This is a genomic window from Tolypothrix tenuis PCC 7101 (assembly GCF_963874875.1).
Lineage (GTDB): Bacteria > Cyanobacteriota > Cyanobacteriia > Cyanobacteriales > Nostocaceae > Aulosira > Aulosira tenue.
On record NZ_CAWNJS010000001.1, the window covers coordinates 6,001,293 to 6,020,348 of the forward strand.

Annotated in this window: 17 protein-coding genes; 9 read left to right on the forward strand and 8 right to left on the reverse strand. The window is 42.4% G+C overall.

All coding sequences use genetic code 11. The features are described from left to right. Window positions 1-67: 67 nt before the first annotated feature. Together AACU25_RS23695 and AACU25_RS23700 are read left to right on the forward strand one after the other, a co-directional pair. Window positions 68-589 carry a LabA-like NYN domain-containing protein gene (locus AACU25_RS23695; protein ID WP_045871271.1) on the forward strand — a complete coding sequence of 174 codons (522 nt, stop codon included), beginning with the start codon at window positions 68-70 and terminating at the stop codon, window positions 587-589. Between the two features lie 96 nt (window positions 590-685). Next, a complete protein-coding gene (locus AACU25_RS23700; protein ID WP_096579851.1) occupies window positions 686-2,281 on the forward strand; it encodes a 2-isopropylmalate synthase in 1,596 nt (531 codons plus the stop codon). Window positions 2,282-2,360: 79 nt separating this feature from the next. On the opposite strand, the gene AACU25_RS23705 is transcribed toward AACU25_RS23700, so the two are convergent. Further along, entirely contained in the window at window positions 2,361-4,094 is a 1,734-nt protein-coding gene (locus AACU25_RS23705) for an MHYT domain-containing protein (RefSeq protein WP_096579853.1), read from the reverse strand. A 374-nt stretch (window positions 4,095-4,468) separates the two neighbouring features. Next, a complete protein-coding gene (locus AACU25_RS23710) occupies window positions 4,469-4,912 on the reverse strand; it encodes a GNAT family N-acetyltransferase (protein WP_096579855.1) in 444 nt (147 codons plus the stop codon). Between the two features lie 119 nt (window positions 4,913-5,031). Here AACU25_RS23710 and AACU25_RS23715 point away from each other — a divergent pair, with 119 nt between their 5' ends. Then, window positions 5,032-6,477 (forward strand): RecQ family ATP-dependent DNA helicase, encoded by a 1,446-nt coding sequence (locus AACU25_RS23715; RefSeq protein ID WP_096579856.1) that lies wholly within the window; start codon window positions 5,032-5,034, stop codon window positions 6,475-6,477. 23 nt (window positions 6,478-6,500) lie between these two features. Here AACU25_RS23715 and AACU25_RS23720 read toward each other — a convergent pair whose 3' ends face one another. The 3 genes from AACU25_RS23720 to pheS form a co-directional block, all read right to left on the reverse strand. Then, window positions 6,501-6,785, reverse strand: a complete 285-nt coding sequence (locus tag AACU25_RS23720) for a type II toxin-antitoxin system RelE/ParE family toxin (RefSeq protein WP_096579858.1) — start codon at window positions 6,783-6,785, stop codon at window positions 6,501-6,503. Then, entirely contained in the window at window positions 6,782-6,997 is a 216-nt protein-coding gene (locus AACU25_RS23725; RefSeq protein WP_096579860.1) for a hypothetical protein, read from the reverse strand. Before AACU25_RS23725 ends, AACU25_RS23720 begins: the two co-directional genes overlap by 4 nt. 99 nt (window positions 6,998-7,096) lie before the next feature. Further along, entirely contained in the window at window positions 7,097-8,089 is a 993-nt protein-coding gene (pheS, locus tag AACU25_RS23730) for a phenylalanine--tRNA ligase subunit alpha (protein WP_096579862.1), read from the reverse strand. A gap of 505 nt (window positions 8,090-8,594) precedes the next feature. Here pheS and surE point away from each other — a divergent pair. From surE to AACU25_RS23750, 4 genes are all read left to right on the forward strand, one after another. After that, window positions 8,595-9,392, forward strand: a complete 798-nt coding sequence (gene surE, locus AACU25_RS23735; RefSeq protein WP_096579864.1) for a 5'/3'-nucleotidase SurE — start codon at window positions 8,595-8,597, stop codon at window positions 9,390-9,392. Window positions 9,393-9,687: 295 nt separating this feature from the next. Further along, complete coding sequence (locus AACU25_RS23740; protein ID WP_096579866.1) at window positions 9,688-10,584, forward strand: MBL fold metallo-hydrolase; 897 nt, start codon at window positions 9,688-9,690, stop codon at window positions 10,582-10,584. A gap of 569 nt (window positions 10,585-11,153) precedes the next feature. Beyond that, a complete protein-coding gene (locus tag AACU25_RS23745; protein ID WP_096579868.1) occupies window positions 11,154-12,302 on the forward strand; it encodes a bifunctional riboflavin kinase/FAD synthetase in 1,149 nt (382 codons plus the stop codon). Window positions 12,303-12,451: 149 nt separating this feature from the next. Further along, complete coding sequence (locus tag AACU25_RS23750) at window positions 12,452-13,360, forward strand: AAA family ATPase (RefSeq protein WP_096579870.1); 909 nt, start codon at window positions 12,452-12,454, stop codon at window positions 13,358-13,360. 93 nt (window positions 13,361-13,453) lie between these two features. Here the strand turns inward: AACU25_RS23750 and AACU25_RS23755 are convergent, their stop codons facing one another. From AACU25_RS23755 to lgt, 3 genes are all read right to left on the reverse strand, one after another. Continuing rightward, a complete protein-coding gene (locus AACU25_RS23755) occupies window positions 13,454-13,807 on the reverse strand; it encodes a phenylpyruvate tautomerase MIF-related protein (RefSeq protein ID WP_096579872.1) in 354 nt (117 codons plus the stop codon). Between the two features lie 227 nt (window positions 13,808-14,034). After that, a complete protein-coding gene (gene cobM / locus AACU25_RS23760; RefSeq protein ID WP_096579874.1) occupies window positions 14,035-14,841 on the reverse strand; it encodes a precorrin-4 C(11)-methyltransferase in 807 nt (268 codons plus the stop codon). 246 nt (window positions 14,842-15,087) lie between these two features. Then, window positions 15,088-15,963: a prolipoprotein diacylglyceryl transferase gene (lgt, locus tag AACU25_RS23765; RefSeq protein WP_096579876.1), complete on the reverse strand. Its 876-nt coding sequence runs from the start codon at window positions 15,961-15,963 to the stop codon at window positions 15,088-15,090. A 324-nt stretch (window positions 15,964-16,287) separates the two neighbouring features. Between lgt and AACU25_RS23770 the strand changes: the two genes are divergently transcribed. Together AACU25_RS23770 and AACU25_RS23775 are read left to right on the forward strand one after the other, a co-directional pair. Next, window positions 16,288-17,151: a Tab2/Atab2 family RNA-binding protein gene (locus tag AACU25_RS23770; protein WP_096579878.1), complete on the forward strand. Its 864-nt coding sequence runs from the start codon at window positions 16,288-16,290 to the stop codon at window positions 17,149-17,151. A 272-nt stretch (window positions 17,152-17,423) separates the two neighbouring features. Beyond that, window positions 17,424-18,737: a TldD/PmbA family protein gene (locus AACU25_RS23775; RefSeq protein ID WP_096579880.1), complete on the forward strand. Its 1,314-nt coding sequence runs from the start codon at window positions 17,424-17,426 to the stop codon at window positions 18,735-18,737. Window positions 18,738-19,056: the final 319 nt, after the last annotated feature.

Consider the following 19,056-nt stretch of genomic DNA (forward strand, 5'->3'; position numbering starts at 1 on the left):
CATTTGATAATTGCTATAATCTATTGTTCAATCTAAAATTCTTTTCTATTATTAGGTGTATTTTTCTATGGGTTCTCCAATGAATCGTCTGTCTATTTTTGTAGACGGAAACAATATGTTCTATGCTCAACAAAAAAATGGCTGGTTTTTTGACCCACGCAGAGTTTTAGAATATTTTAAACACGAGCAATCAGAAACAACATTAATCAATGCATTCTGGTACACTGGCTTAAAAGACCCTCAAGATCAAAGAGGTTTTCGCGATGCTCTCATTAGTTTAGGATATACAGTAAGAACTAAAATTCTCAAAGAATATTATGATGACTCATCTGGTCGCTATTCACAAAAAGCTAATTTAGATATTGAAATTGTTGTAGATATGTTTAATACAGTAGACCAGTATGACAGAGTCGTATTATTTAGTGGTGATGGGGATTTTGAGAGAGCAATTGAATTATTACGTTCAAAAAACACACATATTACAGTCGTATCTACAGAAGGAATGATCGCCAGAGAATTACGTAATGCTACTGATAGATATATAGATTTGAATGATATTAGAGATAGAATAGAAAAAACTGAAGCTTAATTATGTTAATAATTATTTACAAATCTAAACAGTAAAAAACTTAAGATACAAGGTAGTTATAGCAAAAAGTCAACACTAAACACAAAAAACAGAAAAATGACAACCCAACCAGAGCGAATCATTATTTTTGATACCACATTGCGAGATGGCGAACAATGTCCAGGAGCAACCCTGAATATAGACGAAAAGCTAGTGATAGCCAAGCAACTAGCGCGTCTGGGTGTGGATGTAATTGAGGCAGGATTTGCCTTTGCCAGTCCTGGAGATTTTGAAGCAGTTAACAAAATTGCCCAGGTTGTCGGCACAGAAAATGGCCCTGTGATTTGTAGTTTGGCTAGAGCTAAACATGATGATATTAAAGCAGCAGCCCAAGCGATTAAACCAGCAGCAAAAGGCAGAATTCACACATTTATTGCTACATCTGATATTCATCTGCAATATAAACTGAAAAAAACCAAATCAGAAGTTTTGGCGATCGCAGAGGAAATGGTTGCCTACGCCAAAACCTTCACTGATGATGTAGAATTTTCCCCAGAAGATGCGGGACGCTCGGATCCTGAATTTCTCTACCAAGTATTAGAGAGAGCGATCAGCGCTGGAGCTACAACAGTTAATATTCCCGATACTGTAGGATATACAACCCCCAGTGAATTTGGGGCAATTATTAAGGGGATTAAAGACAATGTCCCCAATATCGACAAAGCAATTATTTCCGTTCACGGACATAATGATTTAGGCTTGGCAGTTGCTAACTTCTTAGAAGCTGTGAAAAATGGTGCGAGACAATTAGAATGCACCATTAACGGTATTGGTGAACGCGCAGGTAATGCCGCTTTAGAAGAATTAGTTATGGCATTGCACGTGCGTCGGCAATATTTTAATCCCTTCTTAGGTAGACCAGTAAACTCAGAAGAATCATTAACTAATATCGACACTCGTCAAATTTATAAATCCTCACGGTTAGTGTCCAATTTGACGGGGATGTTAGTACAACCAAATAAAGCCATAGTCGGGGCAAATGCCTTTGCCCACGAATCTGGAATCCACCAAGATGGTGTATTAAAAAACAAACTCACTTATGAAATTATGGATGCCCAATTGATTGGCTTAACAGACAATCAAATAGTTTTGGGCAAACATTCTGGCAGAAATGCTTTTCGGACTCGCTTGAAAGAATTAGGTTTTGAACTGTCAGAAACCGAATTAAATAAAGCATTCGTCAAATTTAAAGAAGTCGCTGACAAAAAGAAAGAAATTTCTGATTGGGATTTGGAAGCGATTGTTAATGATGAAATTCAACAAGCACCAGATTTATTCCGTGTGGAGTTAGTGCAAGTTTCCTGCGGTAGTAATGCCCAACCTACAGCTACAGTGACTCTGCGAACTCCTGAAGGTCAAGAATTAACTGATGCGGCCATTGGTACAGGGCCTGTAGATGCTGTTTATAAGGCAATTAACCGCGTAGTTAACGTACCCAACCAATTGATTGAATTCTCTGTACAGTCAGTCACAGCTGGAATCGATGCAATTGGGGAAGTAACTATTCGCTTACGCCACGAATCGCGAGTATTTTCCGGCCATGCAGCGAACACAGATATCATCGTTGCATCGGCGCAAGCTTACGTTAATGCACTGAATAGATTGTATGCATCGTTGCAATCGAAAGAGAAAGAACTGAATCCTACGCCGTAGAGGATGGGGCATGGGGCATGGGGCATTGGGAATTACTGATTCTCCTTCTCCTGTCCCTCATCCCCCTCTGCTTCCCTGATCAACAAGTCGCTGAGATGGCGACAACTGAATCATTCGCAATCCCAGTTGCTAAAGGAATTTGCATGACAAATTCTGTACCTTTACCCAGAGTAGAAAAACATTGCAAACTACCATTGTGGGTGTCGGTAATAATTTGATAACTGATAGCCAACCCTAATCCTGTACCTTTTCCTTCTGGCTTCGTGGTGAAGAAAGCATCAAATAATTGTAGTCGCACGGCTTCTGTCATTCCAGCCCCGTTATCGGCAATTTTGATAATTGCATAGCCATCTTCAGCACTAGTAGTAATTTTAATCATATTGGGATGCTGGAGAATTTCTGCAAAGGTCTGACCATGATTAGACTCTTCTAAAGCATCAATGGCGTTGGCTAGCAAATTCATAAAAACTTGGTTTAATTGCCCGATATAGCACTCAATCTGCGGTAGGCTTCCATACTGCTTTATAACTTGAATTTCTGGACGGTTGGAGTTAGCTTGCAGACGATAGTGCAAAATCATCAGGGTAGCCTCAATTCCCTCATGAATATCAACTGTCTTTTTCGCAGTTCCATCTACCCGTGAGAAATTTCGCAACGATTGCATGATTTCTTTGATGCGTTCGGTACCAAGTTTCATAGAAGAAATCATTTTTGGCAAATCTGCAAGCAAGTATTCTAAATCTATAGCCGCAATTTCCTTTGCGATGTCATCTCCTGGATGGGGAAATTTTTGGTTGTAAAGGTTTAATAAGTGAATTAAGTCTTGAATGTACTGGTGAGCATGAGATAAATTACCACAAATAAAGTTGACTGGATTGTTAACTTCATGGGCAATCCCAGCTACTAGTTGACCTAAAGAAGAAATTTTTTCAGTATGAAATAATTTAGCTTGAGTGTGTTGCAATTCTTGTAAAGCCTGTTCTAGTTTCTGTGCTTGTTCGCATTGTAAACGCTGTTCTATCTGCTGGCGTTCCGCAATTTCACGTTCAAGATTGGCTAAGGCTACTGTTCTTTCGATGGCGGTTGTCTCTAAGGAAATTAGCAGTGCTAATCCTAAAATTGCAAAAGTTAAAATGCCAATAGTTGTGGAAAGTACAGAAGAGTCGAGATTCATTACTGATCGCATCTCTGCCACTTCTTCGGCATGAAAGCTAGTAGCTGCCATGCCCGTGTAATGTACAATGGGGATAGCTGCACCCATAACGATCGCACTGACAATCTTCTGCTGACGATTAGCGCTAGTACTGCGATCCGGTAAATGAAATGCCAACCACAAAGCTACCAAAGAAACGATCAAGGCGATCGCAATTGAAACTCCCACTAACATATAGTTGTAGTGGATATGAGCTGGCATTTGCATTGCAGCCATGCCAGTGTAATGCATGGTGATAATCCCCAGTCCCATCAACAGACTACCCGCTAGCAAGTTGAAGATGCCCATTACTTCTTGACTAACAAAAAATAGGGCACATCCTGATGCCAAAATTGCTGCCAGTATTGATAAGAGAATCTTCAGGATATCGTATTTTACCGGAATCGGTAGGCAAAAAGCCAGCATTCCCACAAAGTGCATTGACCAAATCCCTGTTCCCATTGCGATCGCACCACCAAGTAACCAGCCAATGCGCGCATACCCAGAAGCGGTGCGGACTTGTCCAGCTAGATCCAAAGCAGTGTAAGCAGCAAGCATCGCGATCGCCACTGAAAGAACTAATAAACGAATGTCATAAGTACCAGCGATCGGTGTATTCATAAAGTTGATTTCTTATTCTCAGCAATCAAAAATAGCAATAATATTTGTTTCCCAGTTTATGAATAAAAAATAATGAAATTATGAGGATTAATCAAAAATATTTATGAAAAAAAATGCCAGTTCGTTAGGCATAGTAACTGTGCCTATTTAAAAATTTGTAATTACGTTATGGATCGGGATTTAAATCCTACCCATAACGACACGACATATAGAGGAATATGACTCTAAACTCGGTTTAATTACGAATTAGTAATTAGGTTTAAACTCTATTTAATTAGATTGAAAATTTAATTATTCCCAAACTTTATAGTTCCCATTTAGCAATTGGGAATAACAAATAACTTCTATTGGCAACTGTGATCTTCATCACTGACTTAATTTTGATGCTGATAAGCATTAGGATTAGAACGCATCATTAATTTCTCTGGTGTTGTGGATTTTTTAAAGCCGTAACGCCGATAAAGTCCGTGGGCATCTTTTGTACCTAACAACCACTTTTGCACATCCTGGAGTTCAGGATAACTCAAAATAAACTGCACAAACCAAGTGCCTAAACCTTGACCACGATAAGGCTCTAAAATAAACACATCCTTTAAAAATGCAGAAGTAGCGTAATCAGTAATTACCCTAGCAAAACCCACTTGTCGCTGCCCTTCATAAAGCCCAAAGCATAAAGAATTGGCAATTGATTTTTCTAAGATTCCTAAAGGAATATTTTCTGCCCAATAAGAATTTCGCAAAAAATCATGAATCATTTTGATATCTAGCTTAGATTTATCTGTGCTGATATAGAATCTATGTTTTAAATCTTCGTTCATTTCTTTAGCCAAATTACTCGTATTGATGAAACTACTGAACCTGATGCTAAATGACAGCAGCTATATTCAAAAGGGCTGCTGATTGAATTTGTAAAACAGGGATATATCTATTATTCATTATGAATCAAATAGGAACCACATCTTGGAACACAGTCCTTAATACTTTTAAAAAAATTTGGGGCTATGACAATTTTCGTCCACCACAGGGTGAAATTGTTAGTAGTTTACTGGCACAAAAAGACTCGTTAATTATCATGCCTACAGGTGGAGGTAAGTCGATTTGTTTTCAACTTCCGGCGCTGCTGCAAACAGGATTGACTTTGGTAATATCACCTTTAGTAGCGTTGATGGAAAACCAAGTACAAGAACTGCGCCAGCTAAACTTAAGTGCAGCACTGCTACATAGCGAATTACCTTCATCCCAACGCCGCTTAACTCTGCAAGCATTGGCACAAAACAAACTCAGATTATTGTATTTATCGCCAGAAACTTTATTAAGTGCCCCAGTTTGGGAAAAATTGTGTCAACCACAATTGCAGATTAACGGCTTAATTTTGGATGAAGCCCATTGTTTAGTGCAGTGGGGTGAAACCTTTCGACCAGCTTATCGCAGATTAGGGGCAGTGCGATCGGCATTGCTGAAATCAAAACCACCTGGAAGCAAAATTAGCGTTGCAGCTTTTACGGCGACGGCTGACCCTTTAGCGCAAAAAATTATTGCCTCAGTTTTACAATTACAACAACCAGATATTTACCGCCTCAATCCCTACCGCCCAAATCTGCATCTCAACGTCTGCATCGCCTGGACTCCCAAAGGTAGGAAGCAAAAATTAGTCAAATTTATTCAAAATAGACCACAACAAGCAGGATTAGTCTATGTCCGCACCCGCAGAGATAGTGAGAACTTAGCAGCTTGGTTAGCAGAGATGGGTTACGCCACAGCCAGTTATCACGCCGGACTGAGTGCCACAGAACGCCGGGCTGTAGAAGCCGACTGGTTAGGTGGTAAAATTCCATTTGTGGTTTGCACCTGTGCATTTGGCATGGGGATTAACAAGCCAGATGTGCGCTGGGTCATTCACTTTCACGCACCGCTACTACTTTCCGAATATGTACAAGAAATTGGGCGCGCTGGGAGAGATGGGAAACCAGCAGAAGCACTGACATTGGTAAGTGAACCGACAGGCTGGTTAGATCCAGAAGATAAACAAAGACAGCAGTTTTTTGAACAGCAGATGCGATCGCAACAACAAACAGCCCAGCAACTTGCAAAAAAACTGCCGAAACAAGGGGACGTAAATACAGTAGCGCGACAATTCCCCGATGGTGCAATGGCTTTGTCTTTACTCCACAGCAGTGGACAGTTAAACTGGCTTGACCCTTTCCATTACGTCATTAAGCCAGGGGTGAACAAGCAATCAGCAAACCAAATCCAAGCAGCCAAGGAAATGAATCAGTATTTGCATACTAAACAGTGTCGCTGGCAGTTTTTGTTAACCGCCTTTGGTTTTGCCAAAGAAGCTGCTAATTGGCGTTGTGGACATTGCGATCGTTGTTCCCCATAATTCTAATTCGTCATTATTCCAACTCAATAGACTTCATCATGAGTGCCTACATCAATTAGCAATATTTCCTCTTCACCAGACTCCGGATTTTCCACAAAGTTAAAAACAATGCGACAATCATACTCCACTGAACAAGCCCAAGCTCCAGACAACTTGCCTTTAAGCTTATGGGTCTGCAATAGTGGATCAAATGGATCAACTACTAAGAGTGCCAACCGTTCTTGAATTCGCTCTTGTAATTCTGGTTGTCGTCGCACCAATCGCTTAAATGCTCGTTTAAACGATGATGTCAGAACCAGAGTTTTCATTTGCTTAACTCATCCATAATTTGAGTCAGGTTGCCACGAAAAACCTTGCCAGTTTCGTATTCTAACTGAGCTTGAGCAATATTAACCGCAATTTCAGAACGTCGTTTTTCTGCCAGCCGATGGCGGATCAGATCAATGAGTGTTGCTTGTTCATCTGCTGACAATTCTTCGATGCTTTCAAGAATGTCATCAAATCTCGATACTTGGGTCATTAGTATTACCTTTATTGGTCTCCTTTATGTGGCTCAGTATTAAATAAAACGCTTGTATGGTAAATATTTTCACCTGTACAAGCGGTCTAATTACATCATTTAAAATTGTCTTAAAAAGCGCAAATCGCTGGCATATAAGCGGCGAATATCATCGATTTGGTGTAAAACCATTGCAAACCGTTCGACACCGAAACCAGCCGCAAACCCAGTATAAATTTCTGGGTCATAACCTACGGATTTCATCACATTTGGATCGACCATACCGCAGCCCATCACTTCCAGCCAGCGACCATTCCATTGCAAATCCACTTCGGCTGAGGGTTCTGTAAAGGGGAAATAGCTAGCGCGGAAGCGAATTGGCAAATCGCCAAACATTGCTTGTAAAAATACCTTAATTACACCCTTGAGGTCTGTAAATGTCAGTCCCTCATCAATGGCTAGCAACTCGATTTGATGGAAAACTGCTGAGTGGGTAGCATCTACGTTATCGCGGCGATAAACTCTCCCTGGGGCCACAACCCGAATGGGTGGTTCCTCAGATTCCATATAACGAATTTGTACTGAAGAGGTATGAGTACGCAAAAGATTGCCATCTGGTAGGTAGAAGGTATCCTGCATATCACGGGCGGGATGGTCAGGCGGAGTATTCAGCGCCTCAAAATTGTAATAATCTGTTTCCATCTCTGGCCCTTGAGCCACCGTGTAGCCCATGCCAACAAAAATATCCAGGGCGCGGTCGATGATACCATTTAGAGGATGAATGCGACCTTGGGGACTGTAAATTCCCGGCATTGTGACATCCAGAGTTTCAGCCTCTAACTGGGCTTGAATTTGAGCAGCTTCTAGGGCAGTGCGCTGCTTGTCTAAACTATTTTGCAGAGATTCTTTCACTGTATTGGCGATCGCCCCAATTTTGGGACGTTCCTCTGCACTCATCTGCCCCATACTTCGCAACAGTGCCCCAAGTTCCCCCTTCTTACCCAGATAACCTACTCTGAGTTCTTCTAGGCGTTCTAAGGTATCAGCGGCTGCGATCGCTTTTTCTCCTTCCTGCCGTAGTGCTAAAAGTTGAGCCTCTAAATTGCTAGTCATTAGTTATTAGTCATTAGTCATTTGTCATTGGTCATTAGTTCCAGAAGTTGGTACAAATCACCAATCAGCTTAGTAATATGACCTTAACAGGCCAAAGGTAAGGGTTAAAGGAAGGTTGAAGGCTAAAGTATAAAGTCTGAAATTATCCTACCCATTCCCAGAGGAGGTAGGAATATCAAAAATTTGATTTTTCACCGCACTTGCGGGTAAGGCAGATGCCTAGCAGCCATTACTTCATCCTTCACACTTCTTTAGTCCAAACCTCTGTTTACCAGTTTAAGGGACTTCCAGAAATTAAATTATTCATTTTTCACAGCGAAGACCATAATTGTGTTCTTCCTCCTCTGCTCCCTAAAGCGATTGATTTTTTTAGTTGAAAGTCCCTCAAGGGGATTCGGTGTGTGAGGATGTTTTTTTTTGCCTGCTATTTGTGACGCTCGACATTGACAAATGTCAGATAACAAATAACTAATGACTAATGACCAACGACTAATGACCAATAACGATGAAATTACTCATTAGCAATGATGACGGAATTTCTGCCTTGGGTATTCGTACCCTGGCCAACTGCTTGGCAGAGGCAGGTCATGAAGTGACTGTAGTATGCCCCGACAGAGAGCGATCGGCAACTGGGCATGGATTAACTTTACACCAACCAATTCGCGCGGAAATTGTGGAGTCAATTTTTCATCCCACAGTTAAGGCTTGGGCTTGTGATGGCACTCCTTCTGATTGCGTCAAATTAGCACTTTGGGCTTTGTTAGACACACCCCCAGATTTGGTACTCTCTGGCATTAATCAAGGGGCAAATTTAGGCACAGAAATTCTCTACTCTGGAACTGTCTCTGCGGCAATGGAAGGTGTAATTGAAGGGATTCCTAGCATTGCTTTCAGCCTTGCTAGCCATACCTCCAAGGAATTTCAAACTGCGGCTCACTTTGCCCAGCAGCTAGTAGCACAAATAGCAGCCAAACCCCTACCAGAGTTAATGTTGCTCAATGTTAACGTTCCCCCAGTCAAATGGGAAGAAATTGCGGGAGTCACAATCACGCGTCAGGGAGTGCGACGCTACGTTGATGTGTTTGACAAGCGAATCGATCCGCGTGGTAAAACCTACTACTGGTTAACAGGTGAAGTTCTGGAAGAAGTAGAACCACCAGAAGGCTTAAATTTGCCGCAACACATCCCTATAGATGTACATGTTATCCGTAAAAACCACATTAGCATTACCCCATTACAATACAATCTTACTTACGCAACCGGATTACAGCAATTATCAGAATGGGAATTCAAATTTACGTAAAAACTTTGTCATTGAAGGCAAATTTTGTAACTTTCGGCAATGAGATAAAACATGATCGACAAATTTAAGCTATAAAGTAGAAACGCTGTTGATCTCACTGCTACATGTAAGCCCAAAGTACTTTAAGCTTTGGCTTTGTCATCTCTCACTCTGGTTGAAAAAACCTGCCGGAAAAAGGGTATGCTGTTTTACCAAGAAATTCTCCTCTGCCAAAATGGTAAGACTGCATAAACTTAACAAACATAAGTAACAATTTGTTTTATCGATCGCACGCTCAGTCCAGAAAGCAACACCCATGTCTAGGCTAGAAAACCAATTTACCGTGCAATTTTGGGGCGTTCGCGGCAGCATCCCCAGTCCAGGGCCACATACCGTGCGTTATGGCGGTAATACCCCTTGCGTAGAAATGCAAGTGGGCGGTAAACGCTTAATTTTCGATGGTGGAACCGGACTTCACGTTTTGGGGCAATCTTTGTTGCGCCAAATGCCGTTAGAAGGTCATCTATTTTTTACCCATTCCCACTGGGATCATATGCAAGGATTTCCGTTCTTTGCACCAGGTTTTATCAAGGGAAACCATTTTAAGATTTATGGCGCAATTGCTCCCGATGGTTCCACTATCGAACAGCGCCTGAATGACCAAATGCTCCATCCAAATTTTCCTGTGCCTCTGCAAATTATGCAGGCAAATCTAAATTTTTGTGACATTACTGCGGGGCAACCAATACACATTAATGACATTACTGTAGAAACAGCACCATTAAATCACCCTGGTGAAGCCGTGGGATATCGAGTTAACTGGCGTGATGGCGCTGCTGCTTATATTACTGATACTGAACATTTTCCTGACAGGCTGGACGAAAACGTCCTCTGGCTAGCGCGTAATGCGGATATCTTAATATACGATTGTACCTATACAGATGAAGAATACCATTCCCCAACATCGCCGAGAATTGGCTGGGGACATTCCACTTGGCAAGAAGCGGTGAAAATAGCCAAAGCTGCTCATGTCAAAACCCTAGCAATTTTCCACCATGACCCCGCACACAACGATGAATTTCTAGATCATGTCGGAAATCAAGCAGGTGAGGAATTTGCAGGCGCAGTGATGGCACGAGAAGGCATGGTACTTCATGTTCCTGTTTCTGCGACCATATCAGAATCTTGCCCTGTAGGGAATTTATCTGCTTAAAGTTTGTAGTCGAAGCGATCGCAAAATCTGCGATTTTCCCCTTTGACAAATCATAAAGACAGATGGATGCACAAATTCCCAATCCAAAATCCAAAATGGTATTAGATTGGTGAAGAGAAGCTCTCAGCAGGAGAGGTGACTCTTGCGGTAAACTGCAAAAACTGGAGAACACGCTTTGCGAGCTAACCAGGGAAGCACAAATGCCCATAGACTAGCTGCCTCAAGGGACGAGCAGGTACAATACTTGCTAAAACCCAAAAGTTTAGCTAAAGCCTCTTTAACTGTGGTGTAGGGTTCTCTGGACTCAGCAAAGATAAATCAAGCTGAGAGAAAGCACACAACACCCTCATTAGCTGCTGCCTGTAGGGTATGCTTTGGCTAATAGCCAACGGGGTGGTATTAAAGCCGTGGCTGCTCCCACAAGATGTTAAAGTCAGAGCGAAAACGCTCCAGATAAAAACTCTGTGGAGTCGCGGGATGTGCGTCAAGGGTACCCTCCCAGTCAGTTAAGTTACCTATAGGGGAACTTGTAGCTGATAGCTCAATAAACCTAAAATCCCAGAATCCACGTGCTAAATTTGTCTCAAAATGGGTGTTCCGTGTGGGTTGGTTCTTCGAGTGAAGAACTGCTAACACCAACTGCTGTTGCGCTTGGCAAATTTGATGGTATGCACCTTGGTCATCAAAGAGTCATCCAGCCAGTTTTGCAGCAAGCAAAAAGAGCAGTTACAGGGACTGCGTGCGATCAAAAGTTTGTGCAAAATGAGGGAAATTTACCAGAACGCTCACTTCATGATTTCACAAATCCTGCATCCCAACCAGGAAACCCCACAGCTACAACAAATGAGCATATATACTCTACTGTTGTGACATTTCATCCCCATCCACAGGAATTTTTCTCAGGTCAACCCCGTGCTTTGTTAACCCCACTTGATGAAAAAGTAGAACAATTGCGATCGCTGGGAATAGAACAGCTGGTACTATTGCCCTTTGATAAAGAATTATCGTCTCTGTCTCCAGAAGAGTTTGTAGAAAAAATTCTCGTACAAAAACTGCGATGCCAGCAACTTAGCGTGGGACAAGATTTTTGTTTTGGTAAACAGCGCGCTGGCACAGCTGAGGATTTAAAATTACTCGCCGCCAAATATAATATTCCTGTCACAATAGTTACCTTAGAAACCTATGTAGGTAGCGACCAATTGACAGCAGAAAGTAACTGTCCTAGTCATCCTCCTACCCAAGCACCACCAATTAGTACTTCATTAATTCGCCAGACCCTAGAAAATGGCGATGTCAAAAGCGCGAATTTCCTGTTGGGAAGACCATACACACTTTTTGGTGTGGTAATTCAAGGTCAAAAACTGGGCAGAACGATTGGTTTTCCCACTGCTAACTTGCAATTACCAAAAGACAAGTTTTTACCTCGCCTAGGTGTTTATGCTGTCCGCGTGTTGATAATTGATGAGACAGCAGATACTCAAACACCAACGATATTAGGCGTAATGAATATAGGTAATCGCCCTACAGTTGATGGTACTAATATATCTGTGGAAGTCCATTTATTTGATTGGTCTGGAGATTTGTACGGCAAAAAGCTGGCTGTACAGCTAGTAGAATTTTTGCGACCCGAACAAAAATTTGACTCTCTAGAAGCCTTAAAAACACAAATTCAGCTCGATTGTCATGTCGCGAAAGAAGTTTTGCTCTCGGAATGTTGAGTTGTGATTGTTGGGTGGGAATACTAGGGACTAGGAATTTTAGATTTTAGATTTTGGATTTTAGATTTAAACTCAATCCAAAATCGCAAATCAAAAATCCAAAATTGAATTGCCCAATCCCCAGTACCCAATCCCCAATCCCGTGGTGCATGAGAGAAAAACTTGAGGCTTTAACACATAATCTGTCTCGTACTATCGTTGGTAAAACTGAAGCCATACGTTTGGTAGTAGTCGCCATCCTTGGCGGTGGTCATGCTTTATTAGAAGATGTTCCTGGTGTTGGTAAGACCCTGCTAGCTAAATCATTAGCGCGATCGCTTGACGGTAAGTTTCAAAGGCTACAATGTACCCCCGATTTATTACCTACTGATATTACTGGTACAAACATTTGGAACCCAAAAAGCGGTGAATTTACCTTTCTACCTGGGCCTATATTTGCCAACATCTTGCTGGCTGACGAAATCAACCGTGCTACACCCCGAACTCAGTCAGCTTTGTTAGAAGTGATGGAAGAACATCAGGTAACAGTTGATGGTGTTTCTCGTGCTGTTCCTACACCTTTCTTTGTAATTGCTACTCAGAACCCGGTTGAATACCAAGGGACTTTTCCGCTACCTGAAGCGCAGATGGATAGATTCATGCTGTCTTTGAGTTTAGGCTATCCCTCAGAGACAGAAGAACTCCAAATGTTGCAAAACCTGACGGATGGTATCAAGGTAGCTGATTTACAACCTTGCATTACCTTAGAAGAAATAGCTCAATTACGGCAACTCTGTTCTCAGGTAAGAGTGGAAACGCCTTTACAGCAATACATTCTAGACTTAGTGCGGGCGACAAGACAGGATGAAGAAATTTCTCTCGGTGTCAGCCCTCGCGGTACAGTCGCTTTACAAAAAGCTACCCAAGCCCTCGCTTTTATTTTAGGACGTGATTACGCCATTCCCGATGACGTAAAATTTCTCGTTCCTCACGTTCTTTGCCATCGCCTCATCCCCCGGGGAGGACGCAGCGCCAGAACTGTTGTTGAGCGATTATTGCGCTCTGTTAATATTCCTTGATGAGGGAGATGAGGGAGATGAGGAGCAAGGGAAGAAATTCCAATTACCAACTACCCATTCCCCTTTCCCCCTTCCCCTTTCCCCTAAAGAACCTTACCCAAAGGTTGAGCCATTCCAACCCCACATAGCACCTTTAGCATCAGCAAATTCTATATAAATCCGATTTTTGGCTACGCCTAAAGCTTGGTTAATTTGCTGGCAAAAATCCTGACTCATAGTCTCAGTTTGATCAGGTTTCATAGTACCGATACTTTTAATTTCAATGTAACAAACTGGGTCTGTTGTACCAGCAAAAGTCATAGGCACATCCGGCTCAAAAGCTGTCATTACATAAGATTCCGGTTTACCTAAATGCTTGGCTAACTTAGCAGATAGACTTTTCAGCAAGCTTTCAATTTCAGTTCTTTCAGGCGCAGCAACAGAAGTTTGTACTTTAATTAATGGCATAGTCAAAAATTTCAGATTGAAAATTAGTTAAAGGTCAAAGAGACGGAGAGACGCGATGAATCGCGTCTGTACAAGAGGCAAAAAAGAAAGTTGGTAATTTCCAGATTAATTTTACCGAAGCGTAGGGAAGGGAGATAGGGGAGATAAGGGGGATGAGGAGGATGAGGGAGAATTCCCATTACCAATTACCGATTACCCAATGCCCTATGCCCTATGCCCAATAGCTATTAATGCGACGAGCGAAATAGATGATTATGTTCAGGATGATATAAACGCGATCGCGCTGTTGCTTGTAAGAGTGCTGGACTAATTACATAAAGTGTGGTACGTATCAACTGTTCTTTCTGGGTACAGTCAGCCATATCAGTGAGGGGAACAACCCGAATTTTTTCATCTGGCCAGCCGATGCGAAAGCATATCGCTACTGGGGTGTCTGCTGGGTAGTGTTCTAATAATTTGGCTTGGGCTGTTTCTATATGGCGCGCACTCAAATATAAGCACAGACTAGCTTGGTGTGCTGCTAGGGTTGCTAGTTCTTGGGTGGCGGGGACTTCTGTACGGCCGCTGATGCGCGTCAAAATAATCGTCTGTACTAAATTAGGAACAGTTAATTCTACTTGCAGTTTGGCGGCTGCAGCTTGAAAGGCGCTGACACCTGGGATGACTTCAAAGGGAATTTCTGCTGCTTTTAACAGCTGCATTTGCTCTTGGGTAGCGCTGTAGAGACTAGGATCGCCAGAATGAAGACGAACGACAGATTTTTGCGATCGCACTCTTTCTATCATTAGCGGCACAATCTCTTCTAAAGTCTTATTGGCAGTCCGAATAATTTCTGCTTCTGGGCGACAAAGATGCAATATTTGCTCAGGTACTAAAGAGTCGGCAAATAATATTACATCTGCTACAGCCAGCAGCTTTTGTGCTTTAACCGTTAATAAATCTGGGTCTCCCGGCCCTGCACCCACAATGTAAACCTTTGGTTCTATAGCGGATAACAATTTTTTGTCACATATTTCTTCTGTATATTCACTCATTGCAGCACAAAAGAGAATTTCTAAAAAAAAATTTTGATAATTTTTCCGTGTCTTTCCGGATAACCTCTAATTCCCTAGTAGAGAGTAATGGTAGATGCACCCTGGTTAAGCCCTGGAGAACTTCTCTAGGGCATTTTTTATTTTTTGGGTAATTGGTAATTGGTAATTGGTAATTGGTAATTGGTAATTGGAATTTATCTCCCTGTCTTCTCATCCCCCAATCCCCAGTCCCCAATCCCCAACCCCTCACCTCTCTATCGCCCCATTACCCCTGGGGGTGGAAATGACATCTGGTAAAGGGCGTTTAGCTATGTAAAGCCAAGCTAATCCAGCTAATCCCACAATAATTCCGATTAAGCTCACGACTTGAGCCATTCTGAGGGGCCCTAGCATTAAGCTATCAGTACGAAAACCTTCTATCCATAAGCGTCCCAAGCTGTAGGATGCTAAGTAAGTGAGGAATAGCGTACCTATTTTGAGGCGTGGTTTACCTTGCAAACTCCGGAAAAAGAGGGTGAGCAACAGGGCAAATACCATTAAATCCCAGAGAGATTCGTAGAGAAAAGTAGGATGAAAGTACTCAAAATTAACTAACTCTGGCGGGCGGCGATCGGGTGGAATATATAATTTCCAAGGTAAATTGGTAGGATCGCCAAAAGCTTCTGAGTTGAAGAAATTACCCCAACGTCCGATCGCTTGCCCTAAAATCAGCGAAGGTGCTACCAAATCTGCTAATTGCCAAAAAGAAACTTGCTTGAGTTTGGCAAAGATAAGCGCAGCGACTAGTCCACCTAAAATTGCTCCATGAATGGCAATTCCACCCTGCCAAATGGCAATTATGCGGTCTGGGTGCTGGGCATATTCTGGCCATTGAAATAAAACGTAATATAATCGGGCGGCGGGAATTGCGCCAATTACCAGCCAAATTGACAAATCGCTAAGTAAGTCTGGGTTAACGTTACGGCGCTTGGCCAAATACTGAGAAAGGCTGACTCCGATTAAAACTGCGGTGGCAATTAATAAGCCATACCAACGGATTGTGATTGGCCCTATTCTCCACAGAATCGGGCCAGGAGAAGTAAATTGGAATGCCAAAGGCAAAGTGGAAATATCCAGCGCCATGCAAAAGTACCTAAATAACTTAATTATTAATTAGCATTAGCAGCTCCCAATCATAGGACAAGAACCTTAAGGCTAGGAGTATATAAACAATTAGAGCAGGTTTTGTTTTTTGGGGATTGATTGGGGATTGGGTACTAGGGATTAGGGACTAGGGATTGGGAGGAGAAGAGAAATAAATGGCTCTTGACTCTTGACTTTTGTACAGACGCGATTAATCGCGTCTCTGCAACTTTTGTTTTAACTTCTTGATGTCTGTTGCTGCCCCAAGACTCGTATGATCAGAATATCAGGAACATAATAACAGCCAGATTTTTACCGAAAAACATGGGCAGTATTTGGGAAATTGATTTTTACTCCCGTCCGATTTTGGACGACAATCAGAAAAAAGTTTGGGAAGTATTAGTTTGCGAAAGTCCCTTAGATGTCCGCGCCAAAACAGATTCTCTGTTTCGTTATGCTAAATACTGTCCCAGTACGCAGGTAAATTCGGGTTGGTTGCGGACGGCGTTGCAAGAGGCTATTGCCGAAGCTGGAGAAGCACCAATTAAAATCCGCTTTTTCCGCCGCCAAATGAATAATATGATTACGAAAGCCTGCGAGGATCTAAGTATTCCAGCTCAATCTAGCCGTCGGACTTTGATGCTGAACCAATGGCTAAAACAGCGAGTTGAGGAGGTGTATCCTCATGAACCAGGTTATCAAGGGGGTACTAATCCCTCGGTGCGTCTGGAAAGTCCTTTACCCCAAAGGTTACCTGATGCATTGGAAGGGAAAAAATGGGTATTTGTGTCTTTAGAAGCTGCTGATTTAATGGATATGCCAGAATGGGAGATTGGTTTTGGTGAAGCCTTTCCTTTAGAATTAGCGCGAGTATCACCCCAAACCCGTATTCCTGGGATTTTGATTTTTTCACCCAGGGCATTGCCGATCGCAGGCTGGATGTCTGGTTTAGATTTAGCTTATCTAAGATTTGACACGAGTGTCGGCACAAGATTACTGTTAGAAACTGGTGTGACAGAAAGCTGGATTTTGGCAAATATCAAAAGTCCTCAAACATTGGCAGAAGCCAAAGGGTTTGAAGAAGCCAAGCAACAAGCCAATGGAGTGCATTTTATCGGTGTGCAGTCAGATCCTCAAGCAGAATCGTTTGCCGGATTTTGGCTGTTACAAGAAGTCAATCTGCCGTAGATTCATGGCATAGTCATGAGGGAATCGGTATGAGGATCAAGGAAAAAGCCATAAAACTTTTGCCGAATGATTATTCATTACCGAGCTAATCATCAATGAATCATCCACAAGGGCAACGGCTGATACATGTTGATGATTTGGGATAATGATCTGCGCGGCAGTAACTTCTCCCATCAGGAGAAGTGGAGACGTTAGACATAAGTCTGGCGGCCGAATGCACTGCTTTATGTACTCGCGGTTCAAAATCCACAATCCATAATTTACCAAGGGTCATGGGTTCTGAAAATTTGTCACAAGATACGCTAGCAGAACATCTGCTGGAACTAGCAATTAAGTCTGGAGCAGAAGCCGCTGAAGTGTATCAGTCGCGATCGCTTTCTCGACCAGTGTTTTTTGAGGCTAATCGCCTAAAGCAACTCGAAACTAGCCAGTCTGAAGGTACGGCGTTGCGGCTATGGCGCAATGGCCGTCCGGGGCTGACTGTGGCTTACGGTACTGTGGAACCGCAAGCGATGGTAGAACGCTCTCTAGCGTTGAGTAAACTCAATCAACCGGAACCAATAGAATTGGGGCGCAACTTTAAGCCATCTTACCCAGACTTAGGGAAAAGTGTGCCTATAGAGCATTTGGTTAACTGGGGTAAAGAAGCGATCGCTTTAGTTCGAGATGAATATCCTGATGTACTTTGCCACAGTGATTGGGAATGTGATGTGGAAAATACTAGACTTATCAATACTGAAGGTCTAGATTGCTACTACACAGACACAACTCTTAGCTGCTATATGTCGGCTGAATGGGTCAGAGGCGACGATTTTTTAAGCGTTTCTGACGGACAAACCCAAAGAGATGAACTCGACCCGGAAAAACTCGCTGAACAAATTTTACAAAGGCTAATTTGGGCGAGAGAAAACGTCTCACCCCCTAGCGGTCGCGTACCAGTTTTATTTACATCCAAAGCGGCTGATATGCTTTGGGGTACAGTGCAAGCAGCATTAAACGGCAAACGCGTACTAGAAAAAGCTTCTCCTTGGGCCGACCGTTTAGGCAAACCAGTCCTTGCACCCAGCCTCACCCTCTATCAAGAACCACAAGCAGGGCCTTATAGTTGTCCTTTTGATGATGAAGGCAGCCCTACCAATACAATTGTTTTTATTCAAAATGGAATCCTACAGCATTTTTATAGCGATCGCACTACCGCACGACAATTAGGTATGAGTAGTACGGGTAATGGTTTTCGCCCTAGTTTGGGTAGCTATCCTACCCCTGGATTATTTAATTTTTTAGTTCAACCCAGTTCTCTATCCCTACAAGATTTGATTCAACAAATAGATGATGGTTTGATTGTCGATCAAATGCTGGGTGGAGGTGGCGGTATTTCCGGCGACTTTTCCATCAATATTGAATTGGGCTACCGCGTACAAAATGGGGAAGTCATCGGGCGTGTTAAAGATACAATGGTCGCCGGCAACATTTACGCAGCTTTGAAACAATTAGTAACCCTCGGTGGTGATGCTGATTGGAACGGCTCATGTTATACACCCTCTCTCATAGTTGACGGACTATCAACTACAGGTAGGAATAATTAGGGACTTCCAACTAAAAAAATATACTATCGCTTTTTTAGCAAGGGGGCAGGGAGCAGGGAGCAGGGGGGATAAAGACAATATTTTCTCTCAGAAATTGGATAATTTAGTTTTTGGGAGTCCCTTAAAAATTCCCCAAAATATTTTTGAGTATTTGTAGGATGTGTTACGCGGAAAGGCATAACGCATCTCTATCTGAATAACTATGGTATGTTATATCAAATTTTGTTAATTGTTGACTCTCTAAGACATTTAGTTTTTCCCATTACCAATTACCCATTACCCATTACCAGCCTACGCGACAGTACCAGTATTTAAGCAA

What these genes read in the sequence shown, in the direction of transcription:
- AACU25_RS23695 (WP_045871271.1), top strand. Translation starts at nt 68, where the DNA reads ATGGGTTCTCCAATGAATCGTCTGTCTATTTTTGTAGACGGAAACAAT.
- AACU25_RS23700 (WP_096579851.1), top strand. Translation starts at nt 686, where the DNA reads ATGACAACCCAACCAGAGCGAATCATTATTTTTGATACCACATTGCGA.
- AACU25_RS23705 (WP_096579853.1), bottom strand. Translation starts at nt 4,094, where the DNA reads ATGAATACACCGATCGCTGGTACTTATGACATTCGTTTATTAGTTCTT.
- AACU25_RS23710 (WP_096579855.1), bottom strand. Translation starts at nt 4,912, where the DNA reads ATGAACGAAGATTTAAAACATAGATTCTATATCAGCACAGATAAATCT.
- AACU25_RS23715 (WP_096579856.1), top strand. Translation starts at nt 5,032, where the DNA reads ATGAATCAAATAGGAACCACATCTTGGAACACAGTCCTTAATACTTTT.
- AACU25_RS23720 (WP_096579858.1), bottom strand. Translation starts at nt 6,785, where the DNA reads ATGAAAACTCTGGTTCTGACATCATCGTTTAAACGAGCATTTAAGCGA.
- AACU25_RS23725 (WP_096579860.1), bottom strand. Translation starts at nt 6,997, where the DNA reads ATGACCCAAGTATCGAGATTTGATGACATTCTTGAAAGCATCGAAGAA.
- pheS (WP_096579862.1), bottom strand. Translation starts at nt 8,089, where the DNA reads ATGACTAGCAATTTAGAGGCTCAACTTTTAGCACTACGGCAGGAAGGA.
- surE (WP_096579864.1), top strand. Translation starts at nt 8,595, where the DNA reads ATGAAATTACTCATTAGCAATGATGACGGAATTTCTGCCTTGGGTATT.
- AACU25_RS23740 (WP_096579866.1), top strand. Translation starts at nt 9,688, where the DNA reads ATGTCTAGGCTAGAAAACCAATTTACCGTGCAATTTTGGGGCGTTCGC.
- AACU25_RS23750 (WP_096579870.1), top strand. Translation starts at nt 12,452, where the DNA reads ATGAGAGAAAAACTTGAGGCTTTAACACATAATCTGTCTCGTACTATC.
- AACU25_RS23755 (WP_096579872.1), bottom strand. Translation starts at nt 13,807, where the DNA reads ATGCCATTAATTAAAGTACAAACTTCTGTTGCTGCGCCTGAAAGAACT.
- cobM (WP_096579874.1), bottom strand. Translation starts at nt 14,841, where the DNA reads ATGAGTGAATATACAGAAGAAATATGTGACAAAAAATTGTTATCCGCT.
- lgt (WP_096579876.1), bottom strand. Translation starts at nt 15,963, where the DNA reads ATGGCGCTGGATATTTCCACTTTGCCTTTGGCATTCCAATTTACTTCT.
- AACU25_RS23770 (WP_096579878.1), top strand. Translation starts at nt 16,288, where the DNA reads ATGGGCAGTATTTGGGAAATTGATTTTTACTCCCGTCCGATTTTGGAC.
- AACU25_RS23775 (WP_096579880.1), top strand. Translation starts at nt 17,424, where the DNA reads ATGGGTTCTGAAAATTTGTCACAAGATACGCTAGCAGAACATCTGCTG.